Raw genomic sequence first — 16,502 nt, 5'->3', positions numbered from 1 at the left:
TCGACGCCAGGGTTGGCTACTCGAACGGGGCGAGCAACTCGTCAACGGTGTGGGCACGCCCAGCCACGAGCACCTGGCGGACGTCGGCCGCCGCCCTGATGTCGGTGAGCGGGTCCGCGCCCAGCACAACGAGGTCGGCGTAGCAGCCCGGGGCGATCCGGCCCAGCGGCTCCCCGAGGACATCGGCGGCGGTGCTGGTGGCGGTGGTGAGCGCCGCGTGGGGTGTGAACCCGTGGGCGACCATGGCGCGCAGGTTCATGTGCGCGCTCACCGCCATGTGGTCGATCGGCGCGTCCGTACCGGTCACGATGGTGCCACCGGCGCGGTGGATGGCGGCCGCCTGCGCCACCTGGCTGGCGAGGTCGCGCAGTCGTGCCGTCTGGTCCGTCGTCTTCGCCGTGCGCACCGAGCGGCGCAGGGACGCGTACTCCCACGGCGGGTACAGCGTCCGCACGCGACGGTCGGTGGCCAGGCTGTCGTCGTCGCGGAACAGCGCCACGGCGTTGAACAGCGTTGGCGTGCGGGCCGCACCACTGTGGACGAACAGGCTCACCACGTCGTCGTAGCCGGCGCCCAACAACGAGATCGTGCGTGAGTAGCCGAGCCGGTTGGTCGCGCCCATGTGCTCCATGCCGTCACCACCGAAGGCCAACGCCGGGTAGTGGTAGTGCGACGTCGCCGGGATGCCGTGCGCGTGCGCCCACACGATCACCCGGCGCTGGCGCTCCGGACTCAGCCGGACGTATGCCTTCACCAGGTCGTAGTCCAGTTCCTCCGCCCGCTCCAGCTCCAGTTCCAGTTGGGTGTCGGCGAAGGTGGGGCGGGTGAAGCCGTAGTAGGTCCGCGAACCGTCGATCGGCTCGCCGGTGGCGAAGTAGCGCGGGCCCACGCGCGCGCCGGACTGGACCGACTCCCGCTCCTCCACCATGTGGTAGGCGGGGTCGCCCGGCGACCGGGTGGTGGTGAACCCGAGCGCGAGCCACAGCCGGCCCTGTCGGTCGCCGTAGCCGTGGCCCGGCATCTGGCGGTGGTTGTGCATGTCGATCAGGCCGGGGATCACCACCGCGTCGCGTGCGTCGATGACGTCGCCGTCGAGTCCGCTGCCGGCCCGCTCAACGCCGGTGATCCGACCACCGTCCACCACGATGTCCACTGCGGAGCTGAGCGTTCGGGACGTGCCGTCCCACATCCGGCCCGCGCGCACCACAACCCGCCCCCGGCTGCTGGCGTTGGTCCACGCGAGCTTCACCGGCACGGTCCGCGGACTGCCACCCTCGGCCGAGATCAGCCTGAGCCGGCCGTTGTTGAGGTACAGCAGGGTGCGCGAGTCACCGCTCCAACTCGGCGCGTCAGTGACCTCGCTGGTGATCTGCCGAGGCTCGCCAGCCAACGTCCCGTCGGGACGCACGTCGACCACCCAGAGCGTGTTCGCGACGACGAACGCCATCCGCCCGCCGTCGGGTGACCACACCGGACCGTCATCACCTCGGGTCTGGATCGAGCGACCCGGCATCGGGTCGACGTGGCGCGTCGCACCGGTCGCCACGTTCACGAGCAGGATCTGGTTCAGACCTTCGCGGAACCTCGTCGAGTGCGGCCGCAGTGCGGCCAGCGCGATGACCTCGCCATCGGGCGACCAGGTCGGGCGTCCGGGCTCGAACAGCGCGGAGTGCACCTGCCGCACGGCGCCGGTGAGGTGGTCCACCGTGTACAGCGCACCGGTGTGGTCGAGGAACGCGATCCGGCTCCCGTCCGGCGACCACGTGCCGGAGCCGGCCGCCACATCCGGCAGGTCGGTCAGCTGCCGGTCCTCGCCCGTGCGCAGGTCACGCACCCAGATGTCGAGCGTGCCACCGCGATCGGTCGAGTACGCGAGCCGGGTGCCGTCCGGTGACCAGGCCGGGTCGCTCTTCCACCACCCGTCCCTGGTGAGTGGGCGCGGTGTGCCGCCGCCGACCGGCAGCAGGTGGATGTCGTTGAGCGCGCGGAACGCGACGTGCCGCCCGTCCGGCGACAGCACCGGACTCCCGATGCCGCGCACGGGTTTGGGGGCGGTGGACGTGAAGTCGCGCGGCCGGGCGTGCGGCGGCCCGGTGGCCACGGTGACGGTCGCGGTGAACGGGACGGTCCTCGCCGCGCCACCACCCAGCCGGCGCCACCGCAACTGCCCGTCGGCGGTGTAGAGGTACTCGTCGGCACCGTGCCAGGAAACCCGGAACGGGAACACGTCCTCTCCGGTGACCAGCGGTGTGCCGCCCCGCATCAGCCGCACGCTCTCGACAACGTGCGGCACCGAACCGCCGACAACCTCGGTGTACAGCACGTCCGCGCCGTCAGGAGTCCACATCGGACTGTGCAGCGCCGCGCCGGCCGGTGCGGTGACCAGGGTCGCCCGGGAGCCGCCGACGACCGTCACGACGTCGATCCGGGTGCCGTCGGTGACGAACGCGATCCTGGTGCCGTCGGGTGACCACGCCGGCTCGTACTCCTCCTGCCGCGTGGTGGTGAGCGGGGTGTGCTGGCCGGTCGCGACGTCGAGCACGTGGATGCCGTAGCCGCCCGTGGCGTCGGAGGAGTAGGCGATCTTCCTGCCGTCGGGCGAGAAGTGCGGTTCCCGGTGGTCGTACGGGCCGCTGGTGAGCCGGTGCGGACCGGTGCCGTCGGCCCGGATCGCCCAGAGGTCGAAGGTGCCCTCGCGGTAGGACTGGAACACCAGGGTGTCCCCCTTCGGCGACCACACGGGCTGGGCGATGTCGAACAGGTCACCGGTGAGTCGCTTCGCCTGCCCGCCCACCGCTGGCACCAGCCACAGCACGCCCAGCAGGTCGAGCGCGATCGTCTGCCCGTCCGGGGAGAGCTGCGCGGCCATGTTGGTGCCCTGGCGCACCGCGACGGGCACGCCCGCCCGCGAACGCGCGGCACGTGCGTCGGGCTCGCCGAGCCCGACGAGCCCGGCCGCCACCGCCACGCCCGCGAGGAAGTGCCGCCGGTTGACAGCGGCCGGCCCCAGCGTGGTCGTGGCCGCCGAGCTGGCAAACCCGGTCGTCACCCCAGCCCAGCGGCACCGCCCGGTCATGTGTCGGTCACGGTGGCGGTCGTCATCGCGGGACACCGTCCTCTCGCCCTCAACCACAGGGTGGCCCACCCGCGTTGGGCCGACTCCCGGCACCCCGGCGAAGGTGAGCGTCCACCACCCGGTTCGGTTACCCCACCCGGTGGCGTCCTCGTTCTCCACGCGCGCAACAGCTGGTTCGTGGGTGAACTCCAGAATCAGGAGGGGCCCTCTCCTGCCCACGTGTGCACCGATCCCCGGTCACCAGGCACATCGCCGCGGTCGATCGTTCGGACACGGTGCGCGACGGCTCAGAGACGACTGATCGCGGCACGGTCCACGGGGCTACTTGACGGCCCAGTCCTCGGTGGTGCTGTCCAACTGGTCCGGCACGGGGAGTCCTCGGGGGGTGGAGCTGTTACCGGCTGGCGGCGGTGGCGCGGCGCAGGCCGACGGCGGTGAGCGCGGCGAAGGTCAGCACCCACAGCGCGCCGACGACCATGAACGCGGTGCCCTGGTTGGTCAGCGGCAGCACACCGGCGACCGCCAGCGGCAGGATCACCGCACCGGACAACACGTTCGCGGTGATGGCCGCCACGGCCGCTCCACTCTGGACGCGGGGACGCCGGGCGATGAGGCCGAGCGCGACGCCCCCGGCCAGCATGACGATCCCGATCGGCACGAACCAGGTGGCCGGCAGGCCGAGCGGCCCGCTGAGCCAGCCGCCGCCGGCGAGCATGACAACACCGAACGCGGCCGTGCCCCAGCCGTCGACTCGCAGGCTGGCGCGGAGCAGGCGTGCCCCGTCCTGGCCAGCGGCGGCCGCCGGTGCCGCCGCGGTGTTCCTGGTGCTCATCGCGATCTCCCTGAGTCCGTGGCGGAGCCCGTCCCGATGTGCTCGGCCGGTTGGGCAGACCCTCACTCCTCGGGGGCATGAACTCAATGACCTCGGAGGTCATGGCCACGCGGCCGCGCCGCTGGTTATCGTGCGAGTCGTGACGACCCAGCAGCCGGCACGGGCGGGGGCCCTGCTGCGCGAGTGGCGGCAGCGCCGCAGGCTCAGCCAGCTCGACCTCGCGCACCTGGCGGGCACCTCCGCGCGGCATCTGTCCTGTGTGGAGACTGGGCGGGCGCACCCCAGCCGAGCGATGCTGCTGCGCCTGTCCACCGCCCTGGACATCCCGCTGCGGGAGCGCAACGCCCTGCTGCTGGCCGCCGACTACGCGCCGGCCTACCGGGAGAGCAGCCTGGACGACGAGTACCTGGCGTCGGTGCGTTCCGCCCTGGACACCATGCTGACCGCGCACGAGCCCTATCCGGCCGTGGTCGTCGACCGCTGCTGGAACGTGCACCTGGCCAACCGCGCCATGTCCGTGCTGATGGACGGGGTGCCGCCGCACCTGCTCACGCCACGGCCGAACGTGTTCCGGCTGACCCTGCACCCCGACGGGCTGGCCGCCCGCCTGGCCAACCTCACCGAGGTGCGGACGCTCTTCCTCGAACGGCTGGTCCGCCAGGTCAACGCCACCGGGGACCCGGCACTGCGCGAGCTGTACGAGGAGGTGTGCCGGTACCCCGTTCCGGTGGACGCGGACGAGCCAGCCGACGGCGCGGCGCTCCGGCCGAGCCCGGTGCAGTTGCCGGTGCGGGTTCGCACCCCGCTGGGCGAGCTGTCCATGTTCAGCACCATGGCCACGTTCGGCGCCCCGGCCGATGTCACGCTCGCGGAGCTGGCGATCGAGTTGTTCTACCCCCTGGACGAGTTCACCGCCTCGGCCCTGCGTGATCTGGCGGAACAGGCGGGTGCTCGGTGAACCGGCTCCGCTCGGGTGGGCGCCACCAACCTGCGGCGGTCAGCGTCGCTGGCGCGCGCCACGCCGCCACACGTCCACAGTGGACCCGCTCGCGGTGATGTCCCGGGTGGGGTCACCGTCCACGAGCACCAGGTCGGCGCGCAGCCCGGGGGCGATGCGGCCCCGGTCGGTCAGCCCGAAGTGGCGGGCCGGCACGCTGGTGGCCGCGGCGAGCGCCTGCGTGAGGCTGAGCCCGGCCTCGGTCAGCAGCACCAGTTCCCGGTGCAGGCCGCTGCCGTGCGCTGGCACGTAGGGGGTGGCGTCGGTGCCGGCCAGCAGCGGCACACCGGCCAGGTGCAGTGCCCGGGCGACCCGCTTGGCGTTGCCGTCCCGGTCGGGCCGCTCGGGTCCGCCGGCGACCCGGTTCTGCTCGGTGATCGCCTCGAAGTAGGCGAGTGTGGTGACCACCAACACGCCCTGTCGGCGACCCTGGCGGCCAGTTCCTCGGTCGCCGACTCGCCACCGCCGGTGTCGGACCACACGTGCGCCAGGCCGTCCACGCCCGCGTCCAACGCGGTGGTGACCTCCTGGGCGGTGATCGCGTGCGCGATCACGGTGAGCCCGGCCGCGCGCCCGGCGCTGCGGATGTCGGCGACGTCGTCGTGGCCGGCGGCAAGCCGGCGCTGCTGGGCCAGCCCCACGTAGGTCCCCCGCCGGCGGTTGATCGCGGCGCGCCGGGCCAGGGCCTGGTTCACCGCGATCCGCACCAGGTAGGCACGGGGGCTGTCGATCGGCGCCGCACCGGCCTGCCGGGTCCTGGCCGCCCAGTGGCGTCACTGCTTCCCCTGACCCACCAGGATCCTCTCGATCCGCTCGCACACCTCGGGAGTGCCCTCGATGCCGGTGGTGCGGGAGATGGCGATGGGCAGTTCGACCGCGGGAGCGTCCACATAGGGCGCTGCCTTGCGGGCGATGTCCACGTCGTCGCGGCCGTGGCCGTGTTCGACGAGCACGGCCACGGCCGCGTCCCACGCCTCGGGCACGTCCATCAGTTCCCGCACGGTCGAGGTGGCGGTCAGCGGGAGCCGGGTGCCGACCGGGTCGGCCGTGGTCCAGGAGTGCTGGCCGTGGCCGACCACCACCGCCTCCTGCCGCCCGGGCACGTGCACCGTGGCGGTCGTGCCGACCGGCACGGTCACGTCGAGGTGGAAGCGGCCGTCCGCGCGCCGCCAGGCCACCGCCGCCGTGCCGTAGGGCGTGTGGTGCCTGGCCGAGGCGTGCGTGAGGCCGCCGCCCAGGACCGGGCGGACCAGGATCTCCCGGTAGCCGGGCGCGTTCGGCGCCAGGCCGGCGATGGTGCGGTGCATCCAGTCGGCCACCGCGCCCAGCGCGTAATGGTTGAACGAGGTCATCTCCCCCGGGTTGATCGAGCCGTCGGGAAGCATGCTGTCCCAGCGTTCCCAGATGGTGGTGGCGCCCATGCTCACCGGGTACAGCCAGGACGGGCAGGCCTTCTGCAGCAGCAGCCGGTAGGCGAGGTCGTGTTCGCCGACCGAGGTGAGCGCGTCGGTGATCAGCGGCGTGCCCACGAAGCCCGTGCTGATCCGGAAACCGGACGCGCGCACCAGGTCGGCGAGGCGCGCGCCGGCGTGCTCGCGCTGCGCCGGTTCGGGCAGCAGCGCCCACCGCAGGGCCAGCGCGTACACCGTGGGCGCGTCGCTGAGCACCCGGCCGGAGCTGGTCACGTACTCGCGGGCGAACGCCCGCCTGGCCGCCTCGGCCAGTGCCGCGTACCGGTCGGCTTCGGCGGCGCGGCCCAGCACGGCGGCGGCGTCGGCGACGATCTCGGCGGACCGCACCAGGTGCGCGGTGGCCACCACGTCCGGATCGGCCTGTGCGGCGGCCGGGTCGTCCGGCGGCGCGGTCGGGTCCAGCCAGTCGCCGAACTGGAAACCGCCGGCCCACAGGTGGTTCTCCCCGGCCAGCGCGGCGATCCGGTCCACCCAGCCGCGCATGCTGTCGAACTGGCGCGCGAGGATTCCGGTGTCGCCGAAGCGCTGGTACAGCACCCAGGGCACGACGGTCGCGGCGTCGCCCCAGGCGGCCGCCGTGGGCGCGGTGGTGTGCAGCACGTCGGGAATCACGTACGGCACGGACCCGTCCGGCTGCTGGTCGGCGGCGAGGTCGGCCAGCCAGCTGGACAGGAAGCCGGCGGTGTCGTACAGGAAGCTCGCGGTGGGCGAGAACACCTGGATGTCACCGGTCCAGCCCAGGCGTTCGTCCCGCTGTGGACAGTCCGTCGGCACTTCCAGGAAGTTGCCGCGCATGCTCCACACCACGTTCTCGTGCAGTTGGTTGAGGTCGGGGTCGGAGCAGCTGAACCAGCCGGTGCGGCGCAGGTCGGTGCCGAGGACGACGGCTTCCACGTCGTCGAGCCGGAGATCGGTCACCCCGGTGATCTCGGCGTGGCGGAAGCCGTGGAAGGTCAGCGCCGGTTCGAGCACCACGCTGTCGGCGTCGGCCAGCACGTAGCTGTCCGTGGCCTTGGCCGTCCGCAGTGGACGGACGCCGAGTTCGCCGTGTTCCAGGACCTCGGCGTGTCGGATGACGACCTGCTGGCCGGCCACGGCACCGCGGACCCGCAACCGCACCCGGCCGACCAGGTTCTGGCCGAAGTCGACCAGGGTTCGGCCGCTCGGCGAGGTGCTGATCGTCACCGCGGGCACCACCTGGGTGACCCGCACCGGCGGCCCCTCGGCGGCGACCAGCCGGCCCAGGTCCTCGGCCAGCACGTCGACCTGGTCAGGGGCGGCGGTGGCGGGGTCGTGGCGCAGGTCGGTGTGCTGGCCGTCGTAGAAGTCGTCGGCGAGGACGTTGCTCTGGCGGGCCGTCCACCGCTCGTCGGTGACGATCCGGTCGACCGTGCCGTCGGCGTAGGTGACCTCCAGTTGGGCCAGCAGGGCGAGCCGGTCCCCGTACACGGCGCTGGCGCGCTGCCAGCCCAACCGGCCGCGGTACCAGCCGTTGCCCAGCAGCACGTCCAGGGTGTTCTCCCCGGGCCGCAACAGGGCGGTCACGTCGTGCGTCTGGTAGCGCAGCCGGTGCTGGTAGCTGGTCCAGCCGGGGGCGAACTCCTCGTCACCGACCCGGTCGCCGTTCAGGTTCGCCACGTACACGCCGTGCGCGGTCGCGTACAGCCGAGCGGACACGATGTCGGACCGCAGGGTGAACGTCCGGGTCAGCAGCGGGGCCGGCTGGCCGATCGCGCCCAGCGTGCGGGGGCTGACGAACCTGGCCGTCCAGTCGGTGGGGCGCAGCAGACCGGTCTCCACCGGTGCCGGCTCGCTCCACTCGGTCCAGTCCGCGCCACACGCCGCGCGCACCCGGACGCTGGCCCTGGTCCTGGACGGCAGCGGCGCGAACGGCCAGGTCACCAGCACCTGCTCCGAGCCGGTCACGAACACGGTGACCGGCTCGGCAGTGTCCGAAGTGGTCAGTTCGAGTTCGTGGGCGCTGGTCGACCAGGTGGGGTCCGCGGAAACCACCTGCCAGGACAGGCGCGGGGTGCCGGTACCGATGCCGAGGCCGGTGTCCCGGTGCTCGAAGCGGACCGGTCCGGCGATCGCGGCGGCACTCATCAGGTTCTCTCCTCTGCGTCTGCTCAGTGTCCAGGTTGGATGGTGACGACGTCCGGGCCGCACAGGTCGGCCACGGCCGCCAGGTCGTCCCGGCGGTGTCCGGTGCCCAGCGCCCAGTGGTGGCCGGCGCCGGACACTCCACGCGTCGGCCCGCTCCCCGGGTGGCGGGCCACCCTCCTCGCCGTTGCCTGGCCAGCCGTACCGGTCAGGCGCGCTCGGCCTCGATCTGCTCCAGCGTCTTGCCCGCGGTGTTCGGCATGAAGAAGAACCCGATGGCACCACTGATCAGCAGGAACAGCGAGAGCAACGCGGCGACCTCGCCGATGCCGGTGCTCGCCAGCAGGGGGACGAGCAGGCTCCACCCACCCAGCACCACCCGGGCGACGCCGAAGGTGAATCCCTGTGCGGTGCCGCGCAGCATGGTGGGGAACAGCTCCTGGCTGAAGGTCTTGTAGACGGACTCGCCGGCGATCGCCGCGCCGACGCCGAACATGACCACGTTCAGCACGATCACCGGCACGGTGAACGGGAGCACCAGGAACACGCCGTAGGCGACGATCTGCATGAGCGCGCCGACCGCCCACATCATCCGGCGGGTGCGGTGGCCCCGGTCGGCCAGTGGCATGTAGAGCAGGACGGTGGCCAGCACGCCGATGACGAACCCGGCGCAGGACAGCGCCACGCTCACGGCCTGGTTGCCGGCGCCCAGCGTCTGCACCATGTACGGGGTGAAGATGCCGGCGGTGCCCGCGGCCAGGTTCCAGAAGAGGTAGATGCCGCCGGTCCACAGCATCGCGCGGAGGTTGGCACCGCTGAACAGGCCGCGCAGCCGCCGCACGGTCGAGGTCGTCGAGCTGGCCGCCGACTGCCAGCGGGCCGACTCGGTCATGCCCTTGCGCAGCGCCCAGGTGATGATCGCGACCACGAACAGCTGCAGGAAGACGATGCGGATGCCCAGCATTCCCAGGTCGGCCAGGGCCAGCGCCAGCAGCAGCACGATCATCGGCCCGACGTTCCAGGCGACCTGGGTCAGGCCGAGCAGTTTGCCCCTGGCCTTGGCCGGGGAGAACTCGCCGACCAGCGCCAGTGAGGTGGGCACGTCCGCGCCCACGGCCAGTCCCACCACGGCGGTGCCGATGAACAGCATCGGCGCGTTGACCGCCAGCGCGATGCACAGGATGCCGACCGCGTACACCAGCAGGTCGTACTTGTAGATGCGCTTGCGGCCGAGGCGGTCGCCGAGCCGGCCGCCGATGAAGGCACCGATGGCCGCGCCGATGGCGTTCGGCCCGATGGCGGCGAGCGCGCCGACCGCGCCGCCGCTGAGCCCGAGTTCGGTCTGGAACAGCGCCAGACCCGCGCCCAACGCCACGATGGAGCCGGCGTCGAGGTAGGAGGCCATGCCCGCCAACACGGTCCACTTCCACTGCTGGCGGGTGACAACGGCGCCACCGTCCTCTTCGGACGGGTGGACACCGACCGCTTCCCAAGAGGTCACCTGCTGCTCCTCGTCTTCGTTGACTACCGAGTCCGGGCGGCTGGGCCCACGTCACCACCGGCCGGATGGGACGTGGATCACTTTTTGAAACGTATCAAGCGGCAGGGTAACTATGCGACGCACTTCACACAAGGGTCGTGGGCGATTTTCCGGAGGCGGGTGAACGCCGCACGCCCCTCCGCGCACGGCACACCACGCGCCGTCGTGACCACGCGGTGCCCGCACCAGTCGGCACCGGGACCGCATCGCGGCGGGCCGCCGCGCCCGCCACCACCGGCTCTTCTGAAACGTTTCATGAATCTGTGTTAGGCTGGACGCCGACACGACGCGTGCGGGCACCAGGGAGTGCCCCGGATTCTGGACGGCCGGTAGGACGACATGGTCGGGATCAAGGATGTGGCTCGACGGGCCGGGGTGTCCATCGGCACCGTCTCCAACGTGGTGAACCGGCCGCACCTGGTCTCCGAGGCCACGCGGACGCGGGTGCTGTCGGTCATCCAGGAACTGGGCTACGTCCGCGACGAGTCCGCCAGGCAGTTGCGGGCCGGCCGCAGCCGGATCATGGCCCTGCTCGTGCTGGACCTGGGCAACCCGTTCTTCGTCGATGTGGCGCGGGGTGCCGAGCAGGCCGCGCACGGCGCCGGGCTGAGCGTGATCACCTGCAACAGCGGTCAGCGGGTGGACACCGAGGCGGCCTACCTGGCCATGCTCGCCGAGCAGCGGGTGCGCGGGGTGCTGCTGAGCACCGTGGACACCGAGGGCGAGGGACTGGACCGGTTCCGGCGCAGCGGCATCCCGCACGTGTTCGTCGACCGCAAGGTGCCCGGCGACCAGGCGTGCTCGGTGTCCGTGGACGACGTGGCCGGCGGCGAACTGGCCATGCGACACCTGGTCGAGGCCGGCCACACCCGGATCGCCTTCGTCAACGGGCCCACCGTGCTCACCCAGTGCCGGGACCGGCAGGCCGGGGTGGACGCGGCGCTGGCCAGCGCTCCCCCGCCACAGCGGCACCTCTCGGTGCTCGACGCGACCGGCCTGGACGTCGCCTCCGGTCGGGACGCCGGAGCCCGCCTGCTCGGCATGAGCCCCCGGCCGACCGCGGTGTTCTGCGCCAACGACCTGTTGGCGCTCGGCGTGTTGCAGGCCATGGTGACCGCGGGCGTGCGGGTGCCCGAGGAGATGGCGATCGTCGGCTACGACGACATCGAGTTCGCCGGCGCCGCCGCCGTGCCACTCACCTCGGTCCGCCAGCCCGCCGTCCGGCTGGGACGCACGGCCGCCGAGCTGCTCATCGCCGAGACCGAGAGCACCGGGGAAGAACGCCAGCACGAGCACCGGACCGTGGTGTTCACCCCCGAACTCGTGGTCCGCGACTCCACCCGGGTGCGGCGCGGCTGAGTCCGCCCACGGGCGCGGCGCCGGGTCACAGCCGGGCGGCGATCCCGTCCAGCAGGCAGCCCAGGCCCAGCTCGAACTGCTCGTCCACCCCGGGGGACGGGGCGCCGTCGCCGCCGTCGAAGTAGCCGCGCATCAACCGGACCAGGTTCGGGTAGGGGCCGTCCTCGTTCATCGGGCCCCACCAGGCGCGAGCCGTGTCGCGCACCTCCGCCAGCGAGGTGAAGCTGTTGTGGCGCCACATCTTCTGCTCCTCCACCTGTTGCAGCGCCAGGCCGAGGACGTGCCCGTCGATGAGCCGGTAGAAACTCACCGACCTGGCCAGGTCCTGCCCCAGACGGGCGAAGGTGGCCAGGTAGAACTCCTGGTAGCGGCAGGCGTTCGGGGAGGCCGGCGGCCGGCTGTGCACCAGTTCGGCGAACCACGGGTGCCGCTTGACCATCGCCCACCTGGCCCGCGCCAGCTCGGTCACCTCAGCCCGCCAGTCCGCGCCCGGCTGGTCCGGAGTGGACACCTCGGCGCAGGCCGCGTCCAGCATGAGGTCGACCAGTCCGTCCTTGCTGTGCACGTAGCGGTACAGCGACATCGGCGTTGACGAACCGAGTTTGGCGGCCACCGCGCGCATGGTCAGCGCGGCGGCGCCGGCCTCGTCGGCGATCTCGATGGCGGCGCGCACGATCTCGGGCCGGCCAAGGCCCCACTGCCGTTCCGGCGGCTCGGGCAGCAGCCAGATCGGCGGTGTCGGCGTGCTCTTCGGACTCACCAGAACCCCCTCGGAAGTTGTGTACATCGTACTCGACGTGTACAACGTACATTCAATGTACGACGTACACGGAGGATCTGATGACTGTCGAACGCGTGCCCGTGCTGATCGTCGGCGGCGGCGTGTCCGGGCTGACCGCGGCGCTGCTGCTCGACCGGTACGGCGTGCGGTCCCTGCTGGTCGAGCGGCATGCGGACACGTCGCCACAGCCCAAGGCCCGGCGGTTCAACCCGCGCAGCACCGAGGTGTTCCGCGCGCTCGGCCTGATCGACCGGGTCGAGCGCGCGGCCGCCCCACTGGCCAACTTCACCCGCATGCTCGTCGGCCGCACCCTGGCCGAGGCCCGGCCGCCGGAGGTGTCCGACGACCTGGCCGCCCGCTTCACCCAACACGCCACCCTGGGTGAGCACACCCCGGCACCCAGCGTGCTGTGCCCGCAGGACGTGCTGGAGCCGGTGCTGCGCGAGGCGGCCGTGGCGCGCGGCGCCGACGTGCGGTTCGCCACCGAACTGCTGTCGTTGAGCCAGGACGGGTCGGGCGTGACCGCCGCGGTCGTGGACCGGGCCAGCGGCGAGCGGCACACGGTGCGGGCCGACTACGTGATCGCCGCTGACGGCGCGCGCAGTCCGGTCCGGGAGGCGCTCGGCATTCCGCGCAGCGGGCTCGGCCGCCTGGCCGACAACCTCGACGTGTACTTCCGCGCCGACCTGACCGACCTGGTGCGCGGCCGGGAGTTCAACCTGTGCTCGATCGACAACCCGGTCGCCTCCGGCGGCTTCGTGTCGATCAACGGCACCGACCGGTGGCTGTTCTCCACCAGCAACTCCGTTGTGGACGGTCGGCTCGCCCAGGACCTCGAACCGGAGCGGTGGGTCGAACTGCTGCGCGCCGTCATCGGCGTGCCCGACCTGCCCGTGGAGATCATCAGCGTGATGCCGTGGGAGTCCGGCATGCACGTGGCCGACCGGTTCGCCCAGGGGCGGGTCTTCCTGGTCGGCGACGCGGCGCACGTGATGCCGCCGATGGCCGCGGCCGGGGCCAACACCGCCATCCAGGACGTGCACAACCTGACCTGGAAACTGGCCGCGGTGCTCGCCGGCACGGCCGGTCCGGCACTGCTGGACAGCTACCACCAGGAGCGCCACCCGGTGGCCTACGCCACCGCCGAGTACTCCAGCCAGGTCGGCGGCCACCTGGGCACGATGGTCAACTCCGTGGTGCTCGGCACGATCAGGCGGGTCGATTTCGTGACCGCGATGTTCGGTGTGCAGTACGCCGAGGGCGCGTTCGTGCCGGACGGCCGGGACCCCGCCCCGGTTGACCACTACGCGCCCGAGGGGCGGCCGGGCACCCGCCTGCCGCACGCGTGGCTGCGCGGCTCCGGGCCACGACTGTCCACTCTGGATCTGGTCGGACCTGGCTTCGCGCTGATCACCGGTGGTGAGGGCGCGGCGTGGTGCGCGGCCGGCGCCGAGGTGGCCCGGCGCACCGGCGTGCCGCTGTCGGTGCACCGGATCGGCGCGAGCGGGCCGGCCGACACCGATGTGCTGACCACCGATCCCGACATCGACTGGCCGGCACTGGCCGGGATCAAGCCGGACGGCGCGCTGCTGGTGCGGCCCGACCACATCGTCGCCTGGCACTCGGCGGGTCCGGTGGCCGATCCGGTGACCGTGCTCGACCAGGCGCTCGCCCGCGTGCTGGCTTGCTAGCGCCGGACGCCGTCGCGGTGCCCGTTCAGGTCATGCTGGGCGGGCACTGATCTACCATGCCTGCGAGCACGACAGCGACACGCCCACCACCGGCACCAGATTCCCTGCACCGACGGTGAGATGCTGGAGTACCGCCATGTTGCGAGTTCACTTCACCCCCGGAGATGTCCTGCGGACTCGCATCGCCTCGGGTCCACACCCGATGTGGGAACTCGCGCTCAGCCTGCACGTGCTGCGCGGCCGGGCCACCTGGCCGGAGCACCGGTCCTGGTGGGACCAGGCCCGCCAGCGCATCCGGGACCTGGGCCTGCTGCCCCGGCTGCCGCTGCTGTCCACCCTGGTGCCGGCCAAGGGCGACTTCCCGGACTTCCTCACCCCGACCGAGCAGGTCAACGACCTGAACCAGGGCCTGGACGCGATCCTGGCCACCAGCCGCGCCCAACTGCGCGAGGACCTGGCCGCGGCCTACTCCCGGCGCGCGGCGCCGTCCTGGATCCGCCCGCTGGCCGAGGGTGACCGCGCCGTGCTGACCAACCTGGTCACGGCGCTGCGCGACTACTTCAACGCGGTGATCCGCCCGCACTGGGGCAGCATCCACGACCAGGTCGCCGCCGACCGGCTGGTGCTGACCCACAACCTGACCACCGGCGGGGTGGACCAGTTGCTCAACACGCTGCCGGCCCCGATCAGCTGGCGCTGGCCGGTGCTGGAGACGCCCTACCCGGACGACCGGACGATCATGCTGAACGGGCGCGGCCTGATCCTGATCCCGTCCTACTTCTGCTTCGGCAACCCGATGACCTACATCAACCCGGAGCTGCCGCCGGTGCTGGTCTACCCGGCACGCCAGCGCCGGGCCGGCACCCCGGGCCAGCCGCCCCAGGCCGGCCCGCCCAAGCGGTTGGCCGCGCTGCTCGGGCAGACCCGTGCCCAGGCCCTGCTCGCGCTGCGCACCCCGTGCTCGACCTCGGACCTGGCCGACCGGATCGACATGTCGGTGGCCTCGGCCAGCCAGCACACCTCGGTGCTGCGCGAGGCCGGCCTGGCCACGTCCACCCGGGTCGGCAAGACCGTGTTGCACAGCCTGACCCCGCTCGGCCGGGAACTGCTCCGCGCGCCCGCGCCGACCGGAACGCGGAACTAGGCCGCCGCCCGCGCCCCGCCGGTCAGTGCCTGGCCAGCACCTGCGCGGCCGACTGGCGGGGGCGGAGCGCGAAGTCCTGGCGGGCGGTGCCACCCTCGCGGATCAGCACCCGGCGGGCGGCCGGCGCCCAGTCCGGGGCGGAGACCACCACGTTGACGAACTGCTCGGACAGCCCGCTGATCGCGTACCGGCCGTCCTGGTCGGTGGTGGTGCGCACCAGTTGGCGACCGTGGCCGTTGGTGATGGTCACGGCGACGCCCACGACCGGCTCGCCCTCGGCCGTGCGCACCGCGCCCAGCAGTGCCGGCAGCTGCTCGCCGAAGTGGTGGCCCCGGGTGGGCAGCGCGGTCGGCCTGGGCATCTCCACCGCCGGATCCTCGACCGGTGGCTCGGCCACCTCCGCCAGCTCGCCCCCGCCCTCGGCGCGCTGTTCCGCGCGCCGCTGCGCCAGCGCGTGGCCACCGATCAGCGCCACCCCCAGCAGCACCCACGCGCACAGCACCAGCACGGGCCGGAGCACCCCCGCGCCGTCGAAGTAGAAGATCCCGCGGGCCGCGTCGACCAGGTTGCCCAGCGGCATGACCGGGTGCAGCACGCCGAAGAACGGCGGCACCAGCTGGTGTGGCACGGCGCCGCCGCTGGAGGGCATGCTCAGCATGACGAACAGGCCCATGGCCACACCGGGGAAGAACTGCTTGACGAACGGCACCAGCCCGTAGGAGGGCAGGGCGACCGCCTGGGTGAGCAGGAAGGCGACCGGGATGACCGCGGGGTCGTTCGGGATGACGTCCATGGCGACGCCCACGTAGAAGCCGAGCACGCTGAACACCGCGCCGACGCCGAGCAGGGTCAGCACCTTGTTGCGACGGCTGATGGTGGCGCGCAGCAGCATCATCACGGTGATGTACGCCGGGATGTTCCAGGCCATGGCCAGGTAGAACAGGCCGGTGCCCATGGCGTCGCCGCCGGCGGTCGGCGCCACGTCGGTGACGGTCAGCTGGTGGCCGGTCTGGGCGGCGATCGAGGTGAACGTCTTGGTCAGGACCTGTTCCAGCATGTAGCCGTCGGCCTTGGCCACGTACAGCACGGGCCCGCTCGCGTCCACGGCGTACCCGGCGACCACGTCCCGGTCCAGCACGGCCTGGCGCGCGTCCTCGGCCGTGCCGGAGATCGCCTCGACGTCGAACGCGCCCGGGCTGGCCTGGTTCAGCGCGGTCCCGATCTGCTGGGCCACGGCGGGGTTGGCCACCGCGACCGGCACGTGGTGCGGGGTGGGGTTGTGGAAGGCCAGCAGGTAGCAGAACAGGAACCCGAGGAAGAAGAACGCCGGGAACCACAGCGACTCCACCAGCACCCGCCAGGTTGGCTGCCGCTCCGTCTGATCCACCTGGTCCTGCTCCGCCATCAACTCACCCTTGCGCTTCGCGTCGACTGGTTGGACCGAGCACGGACTCCACCCAACCGTTACCCGGACACGGTAGCTGATAATTGCAGCCACTGCAAATAT

11 protein-coding genes are annotated in these 16,502 nt (G+C 72.3%); 4 read left to right on the top strand and 7 right to left on the bottom strand.

Going from position 1 to position 16,502, the window contains the following annotated elements; genetic code table 11:
* Positions 1-16 precede the first annotated feature (16 nt).
* Together LX83_RS38310 and LX83_RS04300 are read right to left on the bottom strand one after the other, a co-directional pair.
* On the bottom strand, positions 17-3,049 hold the full coding sequence (locus LX83_RS38310) for an amidohydrolase family protein (RefSeq protein ID WP_253767268.1): 3,033 nt from the start codon (positions 3,047-3,049) through the stop codon (positions 17-19).
* 421 nt (positions 3,050-3,470) lie between these two features.
* Positions 3,471-3,908: a hypothetical protein gene (locus LX83_RS04300; RefSeq protein ID WP_253767266.1), complete on the bottom strand. Its 438-nt coding sequence runs from the start codon at positions 3,906-3,908 to the stop codon at positions 3,471-3,473.
* Positions 3,909-4,047: 139 nt separating this feature from the next.
* Between LX83_RS04300 and LX83_RS04295 the strand changes: the two genes are divergently transcribed.
* Positions 4,048-4,866 (top strand): helix-turn-helix domain-containing protein, encoded by an 819-nt coding sequence (locus tag LX83_RS04295; protein ID WP_253767264.1) that lies wholly within the window; start codon positions 4,048-4,050, stop codon positions 4,864-4,866.
* Positions 4,867-4,905: 39 nt separating this feature from the next.
* Here the strand turns inward: LX83_RS04295 and LX83_RS04290 are convergent, their stop codons facing one another.
* From LX83_RS04290 to LX83_RS04280, 3 genes are all read right to left on the bottom strand, one after another.
* A complete protein-coding gene (locus LX83_RS04290; RefSeq protein ID WP_253767262.1) occupies positions 4,906-5,313 on the bottom strand; it encodes an amidohydrolase family protein in 408 nt (135 codons plus the stop codon).
* Positions 5,314-5,678: 365 nt separating this feature from the next.
* Positions 5,679-8,483 carry a family 78 glycoside hydrolase catalytic domain gene (locus LX83_RS04285; protein ID WP_253767260.1) on the bottom strand — a complete coding sequence of 935 codons (2,805 nt, stop codon included), beginning with the start codon at positions 8,481-8,483 and terminating at the stop codon, positions 5,679-5,681.
* 205 nt (positions 8,484-8,688) lie between these two features.
* Complete coding sequence (locus tag LX83_RS04280) at positions 8,689-9,981, bottom strand: MFS transporter (protein ID WP_253767258.1); 1,293 nt, start codon at positions 9,979-9,981, stop codon at positions 8,689-8,691.
* Between the two features lie 378 nt (positions 9,982-10,359).
* Between LX83_RS04280 and LX83_RS04275 the strand changes: the two genes are divergently transcribed.
* Positions 10,360-11,379: a LacI family DNA-binding transcriptional regulator gene (locus LX83_RS04275; RefSeq protein ID WP_253767256.1), complete on the top strand. Its 1,020-nt coding sequence runs from the start codon at positions 10,360-10,362 to the stop codon at positions 11,377-11,379.
* Positions 11,380-11,404: 25 nt separating this feature from the next.
* Here LX83_RS04275 and LX83_RS04270 read toward each other — a convergent pair whose 3' ends face one another.
* Entirely contained in the window at positions 11,405-12,139 is a 735-nt protein-coding gene (locus LX83_RS04270) for a TetR/AcrR family transcriptional regulator (RefSeq protein ID WP_253767254.1), read from the bottom strand.
* Positions 12,140-12,219: 80 nt separating this feature from the next.
* Here LX83_RS04270 and LX83_RS04265 point away from each other — a divergent pair, with 80 nt between their 5' ends.
* A complete protein-coding gene (locus LX83_RS04265; RefSeq protein ID WP_253767252.1) occupies positions 12,220-13,851 on the top strand; it encodes an FAD-dependent monooxygenase in 1,632 nt (543 codons plus the stop codon).
* A gap of 136 nt (positions 13,852-13,987) precedes the next feature.
* Entirely contained in the window at positions 13,988-14,995 is a 1,008-nt protein-coding gene (locus tag LX83_RS04260) for an ArsR/SmtB family transcription factor (protein WP_253767250.1), read from the top strand.
* A 22-nt stretch (positions 14,996-15,017) separates the two neighbouring features.
* Here the strand turns inward: LX83_RS04260 and LX83_RS04255 are convergent, their stop codons facing one another.
* Positions 15,018-16,400 carry a carboxypeptidase regulatory-like domain-containing protein gene (locus tag LX83_RS04255; protein ID WP_253767248.1) on the bottom strand — a complete coding sequence of 461 codons (1,383 nt, stop codon included), beginning with the start codon at positions 16,398-16,400 and terminating at the stop codon, positions 15,018-15,020.
* Between the last annotated feature and the right edge of the window lie 102 nt (positions 16,401-16,502).

The organism is Goodfellowiella coeruleoviolacea (assembly GCF_024171785.1).
Classification (GTDB): Bacteria; Actinomycetota; Actinomycetes; order Mycobacteriales; family Pseudonocardiaceae; genus Goodfellowiella; species Goodfellowiella coeruleoviolacea.
This window is presented reverse-complemented; position numbering and strand designations above follow the sequence as displayed.